11 protein-coding genes and 1 pseudogene are annotated in these 16480 nt (G+C 60.2%); 6 read left to right on the plus strand and 6 right to left on the minus strand.

What is annotated here, in order from left to right:
• Positions 1 to 208 precede the first annotated feature (208 nt).
• From AAEZ05_RS11030 to AAEZ05_RS11040, 3 genes are all read right to left on the minus strand, one after another.
• Positions 209 to 607, minus strand: a complete 399-nt coding sequence (locus tag AAEZ05_RS11030; RefSeq protein ID WP_045058706.1) for a hypothetical protein — start codon at positions 605 to 607, stop codon at positions 209 to 211.
• 994 nt (positions 608 to 1601) lie between these two features.
• The gene (locus AAEZ05_RS11035; RefSeq protein WP_350647343.1) at positions 1602 to 2201 is read right to left on the minus strand and encodes an FMN-dependent NADH-azoreductase; all 600 of its coding nucleotides are present in this window, start codon (positions 2199 to 2201) and stop codon (positions 1602 to 1604) included.
• A gap of 238 nt (positions 2202 to 2439) precedes the next feature.
• Positions 2440 to 2754: a hypothetical protein gene (locus AAEZ05_RS11040; protein WP_045058709.1), complete on the minus strand. Its 315-nt coding sequence runs from the start codon at positions 2752 to 2754 to the stop codon at positions 2440 to 2442.
• Between the two features lie 49 nt (positions 2755 to 2803).
• On the opposite strand from AAEZ05_RS11040, the gene AAEZ05_RS11045 reads away from it, so the two are divergent.
• The 5 genes and pseudogenes from AAEZ05_RS11045 to aqpZ all read left to right on the plus strand — a co-directional run bounded on the left by AAEZ05_RS11045 (position 2804) and on the right by aqpZ (position 8013).
• Positions 2804 to 3727, plus strand: coding sequence for a PA3225 family LysR-type transcriptional regulator (locus AAEZ05_RS11045; protein WP_205891904.1), 924 nt, complete (start codon positions 2804 to 2806; stop codon positions 3725 to 3727).
• A gap of 14 nt (positions 3728 to 3741) precedes the next feature.
• A pseudogene (locus tag AAEZ05_RS11050) lies at positions 3742 to 4547 on the plus strand (alpha/beta fold hydrolase).
• Positions 4548 to 4550: 3 nt separating this feature from the next.
• Positions 4551 to 5108: a peptidylprolyl isomerase gene (locus AAEZ05_RS11055; RefSeq protein ID WP_205891902.1), complete on the plus strand. Its 558-nt coding sequence runs from the start codon at positions 4551 to 4553 to the stop codon at positions 5106 to 5108.
• A gap of 81 nt (positions 5109 to 5189) precedes the next feature.
• On the plus strand, positions 5190 to 7022 hold the full coding sequence (locus AAEZ05_RS11060) for an ABC transporter ATP-binding protein (protein ID WP_350647347.1): 1833 nt from the start codon (positions 5190 to 5192) through the stop codon (positions 7020 to 7022).
• 295 nt (positions 7023 to 7317) lie between these two features.
• Positions 7318 to 8013: an aquaporin Z gene (gene aqpZ, locus AAEZ05_RS11065; protein WP_045058714.1), complete on the plus strand. Its 696-nt coding sequence runs from the start codon at positions 7318 to 7320 to the stop codon at positions 8011 to 8013.
• A 15-nt stretch (positions 8014 to 8028) separates the two neighbouring features.
• Here the strand turns inward: aqpZ and AAEZ05_RS11070 are convergent, their stop codons facing one another.
• The gene (locus AAEZ05_RS11070) at positions 8029 to 9153 is read right to left on the minus strand and encodes a GNAT family N-acetyltransferase (RefSeq protein ID WP_205891899.1); all 1125 of its coding nucleotides are present in this window, start codon (positions 9151 to 9153) and stop codon (positions 8029 to 8031) included.
• A gap of 281 nt (positions 9154 to 9434) precedes the next feature.
• Here AAEZ05_RS11070 and AAEZ05_RS11075 point away from each other — a divergent pair, with 281 nt between their 5' ends.
• Entirely contained in the window at positions 9435 to 10751 is a 1317-nt protein-coding gene (locus AAEZ05_RS11075) for a putative porin (protein WP_045058716.1), read from the plus strand.
• A gap of 241 nt (positions 10752 to 10992) precedes the next feature.
• Here AAEZ05_RS11075 and AAEZ05_RS11080 read toward each other — a convergent pair whose 3' ends face one another.
• Both AAEZ05_RS11080 and hrpA read right to left on the minus strand, forming a co-directional pair.
• Positions 10993 to 12114 (minus strand): beta-ketoacyl-ACP synthase III, encoded by a 1122-nt coding sequence (locus AAEZ05_RS11080; RefSeq protein WP_350598609.1) that lies wholly within the window; start codon positions 12112 to 12114, stop codon positions 10993 to 10995.
• A 325-nt stretch (positions 12115 to 12439) separates the two neighbouring features.
• Positions 12440 to 16351, minus strand: coding sequence for an ATP-dependent RNA helicase HrpA (hrpA, locus tag AAEZ05_RS11085; protein WP_045058718.1), 3912 nt, complete (start codon positions 16349 to 16351; stop codon positions 12440 to 12442).
• Positions 16352 to 16480 lie beyond the last annotated feature (129 nt).

Consider the following 16480-nt stretch of genomic DNA (forward strand, 5'->3'; position numbering starts at 1 on the left):
CCTGGTTGGCCCTGACGTGGTCATCAATTGCCCAGAGAATCGGCGCCTGCCGGTACCCGTCAGGGTCTGACCCATCACCTGATACGGCTGCCAGGATTTCGGCTCCACAATGTTAGGGAGGTGTTAGCGGAATATCGGGCGGCAGTTTTACCCTCGGCATATGGGCAAAGGTAAAACCGCCGTTGGATTGCCTATAGGCTTGTATGCGTCACTTGCTCATCGGCATCTTCATCATGCTCGATTGCTGATCCATCATTTTCATCATCATGTTCATCATTCCGCTCTCCATACCGTCGCTATTGCCCGCCATGCCCATGCCATGACAGTTCTTATGCATCATGGCCATGCTGTCCTTCATCGTCTTCATGCTCTCCTGCATCGCGGCGTGTCGCTCGGCCGGGGTCTTGGCCGCAGCAGCATTGTCGTGTGCAACCTGCATTTTTTGCATTTGCTTGCTCATCACATTGTTTTGCATCGACGTACCTGCTTCGCTTGTCTGGGCCGGTGTGGTCGACGTCGACTCCGGGTGATGCTCATCGACTGCAGAGGCGACGAATGGGCTGCTCAGGAGCAGGGTGGCGAGGACAAACTTAAATGAGACGTGCATGGCGAACTCCAAAGGTTGAGGACAACTCAGGTAACACGAGGCCGCACCGGGGTGGCGCAGTCAGACAGTGCGCCGAAAATTGGCGCGCAGAAGGTCGGGTCAATCGTTAAAGCGGACGAAAATCAGGCGAGTAGGCCGCCTGGCTGGCATAGGTCGCCGCAAGACAAGAAAGGCAAAAGCGCAAGGGTTGGAGGGATAAAGAATGAGTAACGCAGGGATCAGGAACAGAAACATCCAGCTGGACAGTTCAAATATTTGAAGATGGAGCGAAGGGCTTACAGCTATCACCGCATCAGCGCAATGCTGAAGGCAAGCTGGCGCATGGACGTCGTAGCTTTCGTGATTGTGCACGGTGCTCATCAAGGCCTGTGCTGTCGCTGGAGTTTGGCTGGGCTGTGCCAGGCACCCCAGGCTCGCTGCCAAATCAAACGCTATCGCCCATAGCACGATCGTTAGGCCTATAAACGCTGGGTGACGATGGCGAAACCAGAACATGGAGAATCTCCGGTACTGATTAGCGGGTTTTGATTTTTCAACTTACAGCACATGGAGGCGCCAAGGTTGATCCACATCAACTTGTGTAGCCGAGGCTTGGTGGTGCATTTTCTCGAATCGCGCGAGCACATTGGCCCAAATCGTCTGGTAATCCTGGCTGAAGTTTCAGGGGGTTTTACTTAAGACCTTTAAAGGGATAGCCGTAAGGGGCAAAACCAATGGCCGCCGTTGCCGCAGAAATGGATAAGTACGCAAGCCAAGATCAAAAGATCGCCGCCTCGTTCCACGGGACAGCTTCTACCAGCGCGTACGGGATATCAAAAGAGCCGTCACCACACGAAAAATCACAGGCAAAAAAAAGCCCGATCTCGCTAAAGCGTTCAATCGGGCGGCAGCACTCAGGAGCAGAAGTGCAAAGGGAGGTTCGATGCGCGTAAAAGCCTTGAAGGGGTCACGCCAGGTCACTAGAACATCCAGCGATTATCTGACGATTAACATATCAAGCAACCTGGGCCAGCTTGGCTTTCGCCTGATTCAGGCCCTTCTCCTGGAAGTCACCCCCCAGGTTCATGCCTTCGGCATGGATGAAGGTCACATCGTTGATGCCGATGAACCCCATCACCTGGCGCAGGTACGGTTCCTGGTGATCCGCCGGGCCGCCGGCGTAGATACCGCCGCGTGCGGTCAGCACGTAGGCGCGCTTGCCGCTGAGCAGTCCCTGGGGGCCGGTCTCGGTGTATTTGAACGTCACGCCGGCACGCAGCACATGGTCCAGCCAGGCTTTAAGGGTGCTTGGAATGGCGAAGTTGTACATCGGCGCAGCCATCACCAGAACGTCGGCGGCCAGTAACTCGTCGGTCAGCTGGTTGGAACGCGCCAGCGCGGCATGTTCGCTGTCATTGCGCTGGTCAGCCGGCTTCATCCAGCCACCCAGCAACGTGCTGTCCAGGTGCGGCACCGGATTCACGGCGAGGTCACGGACGGTGATCTGGTCGGCCGGGTGCGCGGCTTGCCACTGGCTGATAAAGGTTTGGGTCAGTTGGCGGGAAACCGAATCTTGCTGACGAGCGCTGCTTTCGATGATCAGGACGCGTGACATGGTTTGTAGGCTCCATCTGAGAATGCTGTAGGGCGATGGAGTGAAGGTTAAACAGAACCATATCGATGAAAAAGCGCAAATAACTGCTACAACCCATCAATAAATTCGTTTATAACCTCAGGGCATGCGCCTGGGGTCGTGAGCCTGACCCCGATAACGCTGTATCTGTTTCAGCAGTTTCTACAGACGAATCGCCATCGCGAGCAGGCTCGCTCCCAAAGGAGTTTCCCAAACGATGTTATTTGGGGGAGCAAGTCAGCTCAATGCGCATCTTGATAATGGTACGGGTGAATTTGGCGGTGGCGAAGCTGTGTTTCCCGGCGGGCACCTCGATCTTGCGAGTGCGCGGCGCTTCCGGGCCATTGGTGAAGACCACCTTGCAGGTTGCATCGACAGTGCCGTAGTTGTTGACCTGGATGGAGGCGATGTCGCTATCGGTATCAGTGGCATCGTAGTCGATGCTCATGCCATTGAGCTGCTTGGTGACGTCGATCGGATAGGCAAACGCAGTGAGTGGCAACATCGCCAGCACCAGATAACAGAATTTTTTCATTCGGCAGTCTCCAATAAGTGCTGCCAGCTTAGGACAACAGGAGCCCAACATGAAAGCGCCCCGCGTGACCCTTGATCAATGGCGAACGTTGCAGGCCGTGGTCGATCACGGCGGTTTTGCCCAGGCCGCCGAGGCGCTGCATCGCTCGCAATCGTCTGTCAGCTACACAGTGGCGCGTATGCAGGACCAGCTCGGCGTGCCGCTGCTGCGTATTGATGGTCGCAAGGCCGTGCTGACGGAGGCCGGCGGCGTGCTGCTGCGCCGCTCCCGGCAGTTGGTTAAACAGGCCAGCCAGCTGGAAGACCTGGCCCACCACATGGAACAGGGCTGGGAAGCGGAAGTGCGCCTGGTGGTGGATGCCGCCTACCCAAGTGCCCGCTTGGTGCGCGCCCTGACCGCGTTCATGCCGCAAAGTCGCGGCTGTCGGGTGCGGCTGCGCGAAGAGGTGCTGTCCGGCGTCGAGGAAGTATTGCTGGAAGGGGTTGCCGACCTGGCCATCACCGGTTTAAGCATTCCCGGCTACCTGGGGGCGGAATTGAGCGACGTCGAATTTGTCGCCGTGGCCCACCCCGATCACTCGTTGCATCGCCTGAACCGTGAATTGAGCTTTCAGGACCTGGAAAGCCAGATGCAGGTGGTGATTCGCGACTCCGGCCGCCAGCAGCCGCGGGATGTCGGCTGGCTGGGGGCTGAGCAGCGCTGGACGGTAGGCAGCCTGGCCACCGCCGCCACTTTTGTCAGCAGCGGCCTCGGCTTTGCCTGGTTGCCCCGGCACATGATCGAACGCGAATTGAAGGAAGGCTCGCTCAAGCTGCTACCGTTGGATCAGGGTGGCAGTCGTAATCCGAGCTTCTACCTGTATTCGAACAAGGACAAACCCCTGGGCCCGGCGACGCAGATCCTCATCGACCTGCTGCGTACCTTCGACACCGCGCCGCTGGATGCGCCCTTCGCGGCCCCTGAACAAGCCTGACATGGAGTGACTGCATGGCCTATTTCGAACATGAAGGTTGCAACCTGCACTATGAGGAATATGGCCACGGCACCCCGTTGCTGCTGGTCCATGGCCTCGGCTCGAGCACTCTGGACTGGGAAATGCAGATCCCGGCGCTATCAGCCCGCTACCGGGTGATTGTCCCGGACATCCGCGGCCACGGCCGTTCCGAAAAACCCCGGGAGCGCTACAGCATCGCCGGGTTCAGCGCCGACCTGGTCGCCCTGATCGAGCATTTGAATCTTGGCCCCGTGCATTATGTCGGCCTGTCGATGGGCGGCATGATCGGTTTCCAGTTGGCCGTGGACCAGCCGCAGCTCCTCAAAAGCCTGTGCATCGTCAACAGCGCGCCAGAGGTCAAGCTGCGCAGCCGCGACGATTACTGGCAGTGGTTCAAGCGCTGGAGCCTGATGCGCGCGTTGAGCCTGGGCACCATCGGCAAAGCCTTGGGCGCCAAACTGTTTCCCAAGCCGGAGCAGGCAAACCTGCGTGAGAAGATGGCCCTGCGCTGGGCAACAAACGACAAACATGCTTATCTCGCCAGCTTTGATGCCATCGTCGGCTGGGGCGTTCAGGAACGACTCTCCAGAGTCTCCTGTCCAACGCTCATCATCAGCGCCGACCGTGACTACACCCCGGTCGCGTTGAAAGAAAACTATGTAAAACTGCTGCCTGATGCGCGGATGGTTGTGATTGCCGATTCGCGCCACGCCACCCCGCTTGACCAGCCCGAACATTTCAATCAAACCCTGCTCGAGTTTCTCACCGCAGTCGACACCACCACACTCAGGATCACTGACCCATGCTGAAAAAAATCGCCCTCGCCGCCGGCACCGTTCTGTTTGCCGCCAACCTGATGGCCGCCACGCCTGCCAAGGCCCCGCACGTGCTGCTGGAAACCACCAATGGCCAGATCGAGATCGAACTGGACCCGGTCAAGGCGCCGATCAGTACCAAGAACTTTCTTGAGTACGTCGACAGCGGCTTCTACAACAACACGATTTTCCACCGCGTGATCCCCGGCTTCATGGTCCAGGGCGGCGGGTTCACTCAACAGATGCAGCAGAAAGACACCAAGGCGTCCATCAAGAACGAGCACAAGAACGGCCTGGTCAACGTGCGCGGCACCCTTTCCATGGCCCGTACCTCGGCACCGGATTCGGCCACCAGCCAGTTCTTCATCAACGTCAAGGACAACGATTTCCTCGACCAGGGCGACGGCTATGCGGTGTTCGGGAAAGTCGTCAAGGGCATGGACGTGGTCGACATCATCGTCAACTCGCCAACCACCATGCGCGGCGGCATGAAAGACGTGCCTGCCGATCCTGTGTTCATCAAGTCGGCCAAGCGCATCGACTAAGCTGCAGGAAAATACCGGGCGGCGCTCCTCAGGGCGCCGTTCGCACTGTCAAAGGAGAGCCCGTGCGCGGGCGGAGAACCGATGCTTTATCGCCGTTTTGAACAACTGATCGACATTTTTCGCGATGCTCCGACGGCGGCTCCGCCAGATCGGGTTCTCCCCTTCTACACCTATTACCTCAAGCAGGTCTGGCCGAGTTTCGCCGCCCTGTTGATTGTCGGCCTGATCGGTGCGCTGATCGAAGTGGCGCTGTTCAGTTATCTGAGCCGCATCATCGACCTGACCCAAGGCACACCCAACGTCAATTTTTTCCAGGAGCACGGCATCGAGCTGGCCTGGATGGCGGTGGTCGCCCTGGTCTTGCGGCCGATTTTCGTCGGCCTGCATGACCTGCTGGTGCACCAGACCCTCAGCCCTGGCATGACCAGCCTGATCCGCTGGCAGAACCACAGCTATGTGCTCAAGCAGAGCCTGAATTTCTTCCAGAACGACTTCGCCGGCCGCATTGCCCAGCGCATCATGCAGACCGGCAACTCCCTGCGCGATTCCGCCGTGCAAGCGGTGGATGCGCTGTGGCATGTGCTGATCTATGCGATCAGTTCCCTGGTGCTGTTCGCCGAAGCCGACTGGCGCCTGATGATTCCCTTGCTGACGTGGATCGCGGCCTACATTGGCGCGCTCTGCTACTTCGTGCCGCGGGTCAAAGAACGCTCGGTGGTGTCCTCTGATGCCCGTTCCAAACTGATGGGGCGCATCGTTGACGGCTATACCAACATCACCACGCTGAAGCTGTTCGCCCACACCAACTTCGAACAGCAATACGCCAAGGAGGCCATCGAGGAACAGACGGTAAAAGCCCAGCTCGCAGGGCGCGTGGTCACCAGCATGGACGTGGTCATCACCAGCATGAACGGCCTGCTGATCGTCGGCACCACCGGCCTGGCGCTGTGGTTGTGGACCCAGTCGCTGATCTCGGTGGGCGCCATTGCCCTCGCGACCGGCCTGGTGATCCGAATCGTCAACATGTCCGGCTGGATCATGTGGGTGGTCAACGGCATCTTTGAAAATATCGGCATGGTCCAGGACGGTCTGCAGACCATCGCGCAACCGGTCAGCGTCACCGACCGCGACCAGGCCAAGCCGCTGACCGTGCCCCATGGCGAGGTGCGGTTCGAGCACGTCGATTTTCACTACGGCAAGAAAAGCGGGATCATCGGCGACCTCAACCTGACCATCAAGCCGGGGGAAAAGATCGGCCTGATCGGGCCATCCGGCGCCGGCAAGTCGACCTTGGTCAACCTGCTGTTGCGCCTGTATGACGTGCAAGGCGGGCGCATCCTCATCGACGGCCAGAACATCGCCGAAGTCGGCCAGGAAAGCCTGCGCGAGCGCATCGGCATGATCACCCAGGACACTTCGCTGCTGCACCGTTCGATTCGCGACAACCTGCTCTACGGCAAACCCGACGCCACCGATGCTGAACTCTGGGAAGCGGTGCGCAAGGCCCGCGCCGATGAGTTCATCCCGCTGCTGTCGGACTCTGAAGGTCGTACCGGCTTTGATGCCCATGTAGGCGAGCGCGGCGTGAAACTTTCCGGCGGCCAGCGCCAGCGGATCGCCATTGCCCGGGTGCTGCTCAAGGACGCGCCGATCCTGATCATGGACGAAGCCACCTCGGCCCTGGACTCGGAAGTCGAAGCCGCGATCCAGGAAAGCCTGGAAACCCTGATGCAGGGCAAGACCGTGATCGCCATCGCCCATAGGCTTTCGACCATCGCACGTATGGACCGTCTGGTGGTCCTGGAAAACGGCAGGATCGCCGAAACCGGCAGCCATTCCGAACTGCTCGCCCATGGCGGATTGTATGCGCGGTTGTGGCAGCACCAGACGGGTGGGTTCGTCGGGATCGACTGAGTTGAATGCCACCATCCCCCTGTGGGAGCGAGCCTGCTCGCGATAGCGGTTTTAGGTTCAGCATTTACATTGACTGAAACTCCGCCATCGCGAGCAGGCTCGCTCCCACAGGGCCCCCTCTACCCTGTTAAACCGCCACAGGCCCCAGACCACGGGCGCTGGCAGTTTTTCCCAGATTGGCATTCCACAAAAACCCTGCTGTACTCAGCCAAGGTTCTGGAGACGAACCTGTCGTAAATCTGCAGGATGCATCACGCGATGCAGTCTCGATAGCAAGCCTATCAAGGACGCTCTCATGTCTCTGTTCAAACGTTCAGTTACTGAGTTGTTCGGTACATTCTGGCTGGTGTTGGGGGGTTGCGGCAGTGCGGTCCTGGCCGCGTCTTCTCCGCTTGGAATCGGGGTACTGGGTGTGGCCCTGGCGTTTGGCCTCACGGTACTGACCATGGCCTTTGCCATTGGCCATATCTCCGGTTGTCATCTGAACCCGGCCGTTTCGGTCGGTTTATGCGTCGGCGGTCGATTCCCTGCCCGGGAATTGCCGGCCTACATCATCGCCCAGGTGGTCGGCGCCATTATTGCTGCGGGGTTGATCTACTACATCGCCAGCGGCAAGGAAGGGTTCGATCTGTCGACGGGGCTGGCCTCCAACGGCTACGGCGAACACTCTCCCGGCAAGTACTCGATGGCGGCAGGCTTCGTCTGCGAACTGGTGATGACGGCGATGTTCGTGCTGATCATCCTCGGTGCCACCGACAAGCGCGCGCCGGCAGGACTGGCACCGATCGCCATCGGCCTGGCCCTGACGCTGATCCACCTGATCTCGATCCCCGTGACCAATACCTCGGTCAACCCGGCCCGCAGCACCGGCCCGGCACTGCTGGTGGGCGGCTGGGCGATCGCACAGCTGTGGATGTTCTGGGTCGCGCCGTTGCTCGGCGCGGTGGTCGGCGGGGTGACATACCGCTGGCTGGGCAAGGAAGACAGCTGAGACCGGGAGCGAGGATCATTCCTGTCGATAAGGCAGGGCGGTCCTCGCTTCCTCGGCGTAAGCCAGCACGCCCAGACGCTCCTGTTGCAGGAAGTCTTTGACCGCAGCCTTCAGCCCGGGATGGCGCAAGTAGTGCCATGAATGAGTGATCACCGGTTCAAAGCCGCGGATCAGCTTGTGCTCGCCCTGGGCGCCAGCGTCGAAGCGCTGAAAACCATTGGCGATGGCGTAATCCATGCCCTGGTAGAAACAGGTCTCAAAGTGCAGGCGGTCAAATTCCGCCAGGCAGCCCCAGTAGCGCCCGTAAAAACTGCCGCCGCCCACCAGGCTGAAAGCCATTGCCACCGGGCGTGCACCTTGTTTGGCCAGGACCACCCGAATTGACTCGGGCATGCGCTCGGCCAGCAAGCTGAAAAACGCCCGCGTCAGGTAAGGCGCCTGGCGCCGCACCGCGTACGTGTTGGCGTAGCAGGCATAGACAAAATCCCACTGCGCTTCGCTCAGTTGCCGCCCTTCCAGCCACTCGAACTCGATGCCCTGCCCCGCGACCTGCTCGCGTTCCTTGCGCATCTGTTTGCGCTTGCGTGAACTGAGGGCGTCGAGGAAATCCTGGAAGTCCCGGTAACCGCGATTCTGCCAGTGGTACTGACAGCCGATTCGCTGCAGCCAGCCCGGTTGCTGGGCCAGAGCGGCGTCGGTAAAGGGATCGGTAAAGTTGATGTGGGCGCTGGAAAGGCCTTCGATTTCCAGGTAACCCGGCAGGCTCTGCAGCAATTCAAAGCCGTCCTCCACGCTGGCCGCCAGCAGTCGCGGCCCGCTGACCGGGCTGAACGGCACCGCTGTCAACAGCTTGGGGTAATAGTCGATGCCCGCCCGTGCGCAGGCATCCGCCCAGGCGTGATCGAACACGTATTCGCCGTAGGAGTGCCACTTGCGGTAACAGGGGAGCGCGGCGATTAGCCGGTCGCCCTCTACGTGCAACAGATGCTCGGCTTGCCAACCCGAATGCGGGCCGATGCTGGCGCTGTCTTCCAGGGCACTGAGAAAGGCATGGCGCAAAAACGGCTGGGCCTCCGGAACCAGGGCATCCCAGGTGCGCGGGGCAATGTCGGACAGATTTTCCAGTCGCTGCAGGGGCATAAATTCCTCTTCACCTGAATGCGTGAAAGCTTCGCGAGTATCGCTTATCGCGGCGCAACCTACACGACCTATCCGACCGCAGTGCTCTGGACGGGGCCTTGCAGTTGAATTCGTATCGTCATCGCATCGCCATCACTTTGCCACTGCTCTGTCATAAACGATCGCGATACTGGCGCCTGTTTTTAGAGCGTCGGGTTCTACCCGGCCACTGTTTTCCGTCCATCAAAGGTCGGTTGTGTCCTGGATGGCTCAGTCATCCACTCTCATCTTCGGAGATTGATATGCGTCTTGCTTCCACGAAAACTGCGGCGGCCCTGTGTGGCGGTCTGTTGCTGGCCATGAGCGTCCCGGCCAGTGCCGCAGTCGACGCCAAACTGCTCGACATGCTCAAGGCAAACGGCTCGATTACCACCGCCCAATACAGTGAACTGCAAGCCGAGCTGGCCAGGGATCAGAAAGACCAGCAGATTGCCCGTCAGGCTCAGCAAGAGACCAACGAGCAGATCGCGGCCACCGCGAAGAAAACAGACGCACTGAGTACTTTCGACCAAAAACTGGCCTGGGCGGCCAAGACCCAGTTCAAGGGTGATGTGCGGTTCCGCCAGGAAACCATCAAGAACGATGGCGTTCCCAACAACCGCGACTCCGATCGTCAGCGTGTTCGTGCCCGCCTGGGTGCCTACACCGAGATCAACCCGCAAGTCGACACCGGTATCCGTATCGCTACCGGTAACAACGACGACGCGCGCTCCACCAACCAGAGCCTAGACAACTACTTCGACAAGAAATCGATCTGGCTGGATCAGGGTTACGTCGACTACCACCCCGATGCGATCAAGAACCTGCACATCGTTGGCGGCAAGATGCCGCAGCAATGGGTAAGCATGGGCGACATCATCTGGGATAGCGATATCAGCCCCGAAGGCCTGGCCGTCACTTACAAATACCCGTTGGGCGCGAGCACCGAACTGTTCGGCAGCGCCGGTCACTACACCCTCAAGGACAACGTCGACGGTGAAGGCGTGCAATTCAAGCACGACCTGCGCCTTTACGCAGGCCAGTTGGGCGCGCGTTTTGCCCTCACCGACAACCTGAAGCTGACCCTGGGCGGCAGCATCTACGGCTACGACAACGACGACGACATCACCGCCGGCGGCACCAGCATCCCATCGGTACTGGCCACCAACGGCAACACCCCGAACGAGCAGTTCAAACTGTACGAAGGCTTTGGTCAGCTGGACATCGGCGGCCTGCCGATGCCGCTGTCGCTGTACGGTCAGGTGGTCAATAACCAGGATGCCAGCAACGACCAGGACATGGGCTGGCTGGCGGGTGTAAAGACCAAGGTCTACGGCTTCGGCCTGGACTACAACTATCGCGATGTACAGCGTAACTCCGTGGTTGGCGCCTTCACCGACTCTGACTTCGCCAACGGTTTCACCGGTTCGCGCGGCAGCAAGTTGAAAGTGAGCTACGAGCTGGACAAGAACTTCTCCCTCGGCGCGACTTACCTGATGGCGAAATCCGACTATACCAACGCCACTTTGCGCGACTCGAAAATCAACACCCTGCAACTGGATGCTGAAGCCAAGTTCTGATAACCCCGCTGTCCGGCTCGGGCAGGGAGGCCTGAGTCGCGTTTATAAACCCGCTTTGTGCTATCGGTCCCCATCATCCGTCCGATAGTGCATAGCGGGTTTTTTGCGCTCGCGCATTCCCCTGCCCCACTGTAGGAGCGAGCTTGCTCGCGATGGTAGTGAGGACGCCGCGGGGTGCCAGGCTCCCCGCGGTATCGTTGACGACCATCGCGAGCAAGCTCGCTCCTACAGGTGTGGGCGTTTAGCGCTTGCGCAGTATCACGCTGCCAATCGAGTAACCCGCACCGAACGAGCTGAGCACTGCCAGCGAGCCCGCCGCCAGGTCATCCTGGTTCTTGTGAAACGCAATCACCGAACCCGCCGAGCTGGTGTTGGCATAGGTGTCCAGAATCACCGGTGCTTCCTCTTCCGTCGCCTCACGGCCCAGCAGCTTCTTCACGATCAGGTGGTTCATGCTGAGGTTGGCCTGGTGCAGCCAGAAGCGCTTCACGTCAGCCACGTTCAACTGGTTTTCTTCCAGGTGAGTGGCGATCAGTTCGGCCACCATCGGGCAGACATCGCGGAATACCTTGCGGCCTTCCTGCACGAACAGTTTGTCCCTGGCACCAATGCCCTCTTCCGCCGCGCGGTTGAGGAAGCCGAAGTTGTTGCGGATGTTGTTGGAGAACTTGGTCAGCAGCTTGGTGCTAACAACGTCAAACTGGTATTGGGAAGTCGCGAGGTCGGCACGCTCGATGATCACCGCTGTGGCAGCGTCACCAAAGATGAAGTGGCTGTCACGATCACGGAAATTGAGGTGGCCGGTGCAAACTTCCGGGTTAACCATCAGGATGGCCCGAGCCTGGCCCAGTTGTACGCTGTTGGCTGCCGCCTGGATGCCGAAGGTCGCCGAAGAACAAGCCACGTTCATGTCAAAGCCGAACCCCTGGATACCCAGCGCTTCCTGGACTTCGATGGCAATGGCCGGGTAGGCACGTTGCAGGTTGGAACAGGCTACGATCACGCCGTCGATGTCTGCAGCGGTCTTGCCGGCGCGTTGCAGGGCCTGCTCGGCAGCTCCCATGGCCATCTGGCACAGCACCGACCATTCGTCATTCGAACGCTCCGGCAGGCGCGGCGCCATGCGCTGCGGATCGAGGATGCCATCCTTGTCCATGACAAACCGGCTCTTGATGCCGGAGGCTTTTTCGATAAATGCGGCACTGGACTCGGTCAAGGCTTCGACTTCGCCGCGGGCGATGGCTTCGGCGTTGTCGGCGTTGAACAGCGCGACGTAAGCATTGAAAGACTGCACCAGCTCTTCGTTGGAAATGCTGTTGGCCGGGGTGTACAGGCCGGTGCCACTGATGACGACATTATGCATGGTCGTTTCTCTAATCTGTTCAGGCAGAAAGCATTGGCACCGACGTACCAACACACAAAGGGTTCATTCCCGTCCGTGGAACGCAAACCTGGCATCTCTTTATTCCGGTCCGCCTGTAGCCGCGAAGGCTCAAAACCGCAGGGCCGGCGTTTATAGGCGCGAAGTTTGCCATAAACACCGAGTTTTCGCCCTATATTGCACGACCGAACGATTTTACGCGGCCCCAACGTAGGAGCTGCCGCAGGCTGCGATCTTTTGATTTTTTGTCGCGACACAGGAAGATCAAAAGATCGCCTTCGGCGGCCCCATGCAGGAGCTGCCGGGGCTACGGCTCGACCTGGGACCACTGCTTGCTCATGCGCTTGTCCGAGATCGGCACCTTGGTGCCCAACTGCTGGGCAAACAGCGAAACCCGGTATTCCTCCAGCCACCAGCGATACAACTCCAGCTGCGGATCGCGCTTGCCTTCCTGGGCGTGCTTGTTCGCACGGGTCTGGTACTGAGCCCACAGGCCGGACAGTTCACCACTCCAGACCCGATCCTTCTGCACCTGGGCGCCTAGTTTCTCGAAGCGCTGCTCGATGGCTTTCAGATAACGCGGCAACTCCTTGAGCCACTGCATCGGTGTCTCACGCACAAAGCCCGGATACACCAGGTTGCCGAGCTGTTGCTTGATGTCGTTCAGGGCCACGGCTTGCGCCAGGTCGATCTTGCCCTTGAAGCGCTTCTGCAGACCATGCCAGAGCTTGAGAATGTCCAGGGTCAACCGCGCCAGGCGCTCGGCGTGTTCGGTCCAGGCTCCGCGTTTGCGCTCGGCCAATGCCGCGAGTGCGGCGCCATCGCGGGGCAGCGGGTCTTCGCCCTCGAGAATGCAACTGTCGAGGCTGGCCAACAGGATGTCTTCCACCAGACTGTCGATGCGCCCCATGTCGCGGTACATCAACCCCAGCTCGGTCAGCCCCGGCAACTTGCCACGGAGGAATTTGGCCGGCTCCGCCAGTTGCTGCATCAGCAGGCGCTGCAGAGCGCGACGATGCTGGAACTCGGCTTCGGCCGGGGTCGAGAAACGCCCTTCCTTGACCGTGCCGGCCTCCTCCACCAACGCCGGGTACACCGTCATCGACAGGCCGGCGATCTTCTGTTGGGTTTTCTCCGCCACTGCGGCAAACACCTTCGCCTCTACCGGCTGCTGGCTTTTGGCGGTTTGCGGTACGGCCAGCGCGGCCTGGCTGGCCTCGGCAAAACGCGCAGTCAGCTCGGCCAGATCACGACCCTCGCCGAGGAACTTGCCCTGGCCATCGACGATTTCCAGGTTCATGCGCAGATGACTGTCGACCTGCTGCGCCGCTTCGGCCCACGCTTCGTCACTGACCCGCGCGCCAGTCATGCGCAGCAATTCGCGACCCAGTGCCTGGGGCAACGAGCCCTCGGCGAAGGTCATGCGCTGCAGGGCGGCCTTGACGAAGTCCGGCACCGGTACAAAGTTCTTGCGCAGGGCCTTGGGCAGGTTGCGCACCAGGGCGATGCACTTGGCCTCGATCACGCCAGGCACCAGCCATTCCAGACGCTCCGGTGGCAGCATCGGCAACAAGGGTGCCGGCACCCGCAGGGTCACGCCGTCCCGGGGATGGTTCGGTTCGAAATGGTAACTGAGGGCCAGTTCCAGATCGCCAATGTGCAGGGTGTCCGGGTAATGGAGTGCGGTGACTTCGCTGGCCTCCCGGGCCAGCACGTCTTCCTCGCGCATGATCAGCAACTGCGGATCTTTCTGGCTGTTGACGCGATACCAGCTGTCGAAAGTCGCGGTCTGGTGAATCTCCGCCGGCAACCGCGCATCGTAGAACGCAAACAGGGTTTCTTCGTCGGCCAGAATGTCGCGACGACGGGCCTTGGCTTCCAGCTCGTCGAGCTGTTCCAGCAACTGCGCATTGGCCGACAGGCATTTGGCTTTGGACTGGATCTCACCGCGCACCAGGCCTTCGCGGATGAACAGCTCGCGCGACACCACCGGATCGATCGGACCATAGTGCACCGGTCGGCGACCGACCACGATCAGCCCGAACAGGGTGATTTGCTCGAAAGCCACCACCTGTCCGCGCTTTTTCTCCCAATGCGGTTCAAAGTGGTTTTTCTTGATCAGGTGCCCGGCCAGCGGCTCGATCCAGTCGGAGTCGATCTTGGCGACCATGCGCGCATAGAGCTTGGTGGTTTCCACCAGTTCGGCGGTCATCAGCCATTGCGGACGTTTCTTGCCCAGGCCCGACGATGGATGAATCCAGAACCGTCGCTGCCGCGCGCCAAGGTAATCGCCTTCGTCGGTCTTCTGCCCGATCTGGCTGAGCAATCCGGACAGCACGGCCTTGTGCAGTTTCGGGTAATCGGCCGGCTCTTTATTGAGGCTCAACTGCATGTCGCGGCAGATCAGGCTCAGCTGGCGATGGGAGTCGCGCCATTCGCGCAGGCGCAGGTAATTCAGAAAGTTCTTGCGGCACCAGTTACGCAAGGGGCTCGCGGTCAGCGCCTGGCGCTGCTCCTCGAAACCACGCCACAGATTGACCAGCCCGGCGAAATCCGAGTCCACGTCTTTCCACTGCGCGTGGGCCTGATCGGCAGCCTGCTGGCGTTCGGGTGGACGCTCGCGAGGGTCCTGGATCGACATGGCACTGGCGACGATCAGTACTTCCTGCAGGCTGCCCAGCTTGGCCGCTTCCAGCAACATGCGGCCCATGCGCGGGTCCACGGGCAGCCGCGCCAGCTGGCGACCGAGCGGTGTCAGCTGGCTGTTGCGATCGACCGCCGAGAGCTCTTGCAGCAGGTTAAAACCGTCGCTGATGGCCTTGCCATCGGGCGGTTCGATAAACGGAAAATCGGTGATCTCGCCCAGGCGCAGGTGCAGCATCTGCAGGATCACGGCCGCGAGGTTGGTACGCAGGATTTCCGGGTCGGTGAATTCCGGGCGCCCGATGAAATCCTCTTCGCTGTACAGGCGGATGCAAATGCCTGGTTCGACGCGACCGCAACGACCTTTACGCTGGTTGGCGCTGGCCTGGGAAATGGCTTCGATGGGCAGGCGCTGGACCTTGGCCCGATAGCTGTAGCGGCTGATGCGCGCGGTGCCGCTGTCGATCACGTAGCGGATGCCGGGCACGGTCAGCGAGGTTTCCGCGACGTTGGTAGCCAGCACCACCCGGCGCCCGGGGTGCGACTGGAAAATGCGCTGCTGTTCGGCCGGTGACAGCCGTGCATACAGCGGCAGGATTTCAGTGTGCTTGAGCTGGGCCTTGCGCAGCATGTCAGCGGCGTCGCGGATTTCCCGCTCGCCGGGCAGGAACACCAGCACATCCCCGGGACTTTTACGCTCGCTGCGCTCGAACGCGGCGACTTCGTCGAGGGCGGCGAGGATCGCCTGATCCACGGTCAAGTCATCTTCGACGCGATTGCCCTCTTCGTCCTGCTCCAGGGTCAGCGGGCGGTACCAGGTTTCCACCGGGAAGGTGCGACCCGAGACTTCAACGATCGGCGCATCATCGAAATGCTTGGAGAAGCGCTCCAGATCGATGGTGGCCGACGTGATGATGACCTTGAGGTCCGGACGGCGGGGCAGCAGGGTTTTGAGGTAACCCAGCAGGAAGTCGATGTTGAGGCTGCGTTCGTGGGCTTCGTCGACGATGATCGTGTCGTAGCGTTCGAGGTAGCGATCGTTCTGGGTTTCCGCCAGCAGGATGCCATCGGTCATCAGCTTGATGAGCGTATTGGAATCGCTTTGATCTTCGAACCGCACCTGATAACCGACCAGCGCCCCCAGCGGCGTGCCCAGTTCTTCAGCCACCCGGCTCGCCACGCTGCGCGCAGCGATCCGACGGGGTTGCGTATGGCCGATCAGCCCATGCTGGCCACGGCCAATTTCCAGGCAGATCTTCGGCAACTGGGTGGTTTTGCCCGAGCCGGTCTCGCCCGCGATGATCAGGACCTGATGCTTGAGCAGCGCAGCCTTGATTTCATCGCGCTTGGCGGCGATGGGCAGGCTGTCGTCATATCGCACCACCGGCAGGCTGGCACGCCGCGCCAGCACCTGGTCGCAGGATGCCTGCATGCGCGTCACCCACTGGGCGAGCTTGGCCTCGTCTGGCTTCTTGCGCAGTTCAAGCAGCTGCCGACGCAGCCGGTGGCGGTCGGCGAGCATGGCGTGATCGAGGTTTTTCAGCAGTTTGTCGATGGAGGGCGATTCGTCAGTCATCAGGTACGCAAAGGTCGTCTAGTGGCGCAGGGGGCCAATTGTCGCAGATTTACTATGGATTGCGGATGTTCAAAGCGGGGCATGCGTAGGAGCTGCCGAAGGCTGCGATCTTTTGATCTTGATTTTTTC

Origin of the sequence: Pseudomonas sp. HY13-MNA-CIBAN-0226 (assembly GCF_040310305.1) — a bacterium.
Taxonomy (GTDB): domain Bacteria; phylum Pseudomonadota; class Gammaproteobacteria; order Pseudomonadales; family Pseudomonadaceae; genus Aquipseudomonas; species Aquipseudomonas gregormendelii.

Coding starts and splice junctions, on each gene's coding strand:
- AAEZ05_RS11030 (WP_045058706.1), bottom strand. CDS start 607: ATGCACGTCTCATTTAAGTTTGTCCTCGCCACCCTGCTCCTGAGCAGC.
- AAEZ05_RS11035 (WP_350647343.1), bottom strand. CDS start 2,201: ATGTCACGCGTCCTGATCATCGAAAGCAGCGCTCGTCAGCAAGATTCG.
- AAEZ05_RS11040 (WP_045058709.1), bottom strand. CDS start 2,754: ATGAAAAAATTCTGTTATCTGGTGCTGGCGATGTTGCCACTCACTGCG.
- AAEZ05_RS11045 (WP_205891904.1), top strand. CDS start 2,804: ATGAAAGCGCCCCGCGTGACCCTTGATCAATGGCGAACGTTGCAGGCC.
- AAEZ05_RS11055 (WP_205891902.1), top strand. CDS start 4,551: ATGCTGAAAAAAATCGCCCTCGCCGCCGGCACCGTTCTGTTTGCCGCC.
- AAEZ05_RS11060 (WP_350647347.1), top strand. CDS start 5,190: ATGCTTTATCGCCGTTTTGAACAACTGATCGACATTTTTCGCGATGCT.
- aqpZ (WP_045058714.1), top strand. CDS start 7,318: ATGTCTCTGTTCAAACGTTCAGTTACTGAGTTGTTCGGTACATTCTGG.
- AAEZ05_RS11070 (WP_205891899.1), bottom strand. CDS start 9,153: ATGCCCCTGCAGCGACTGGAAAATCTGTCCGACATTGCCCCGCGCACC.
- AAEZ05_RS11075 (WP_045058716.1), top strand. CDS start 9,435: ATGCGTCTTGCTTCCACGAAAACTGCGGCGGCCCTGTGTGGCGGTCTG.
- AAEZ05_RS11080 (WP_350598609.1), bottom strand. CDS start 12,114: ATGCATAATGTCGTCATCAGTGGCACCGGCCTGTACACCCCGGCCAAC.
- hrpA (WP_045058718.1), bottom strand. CDS start 16,351: ATGACTGACGAATCGCCCTCCATCGACAAACTGCTGAAAAACCTCGAT.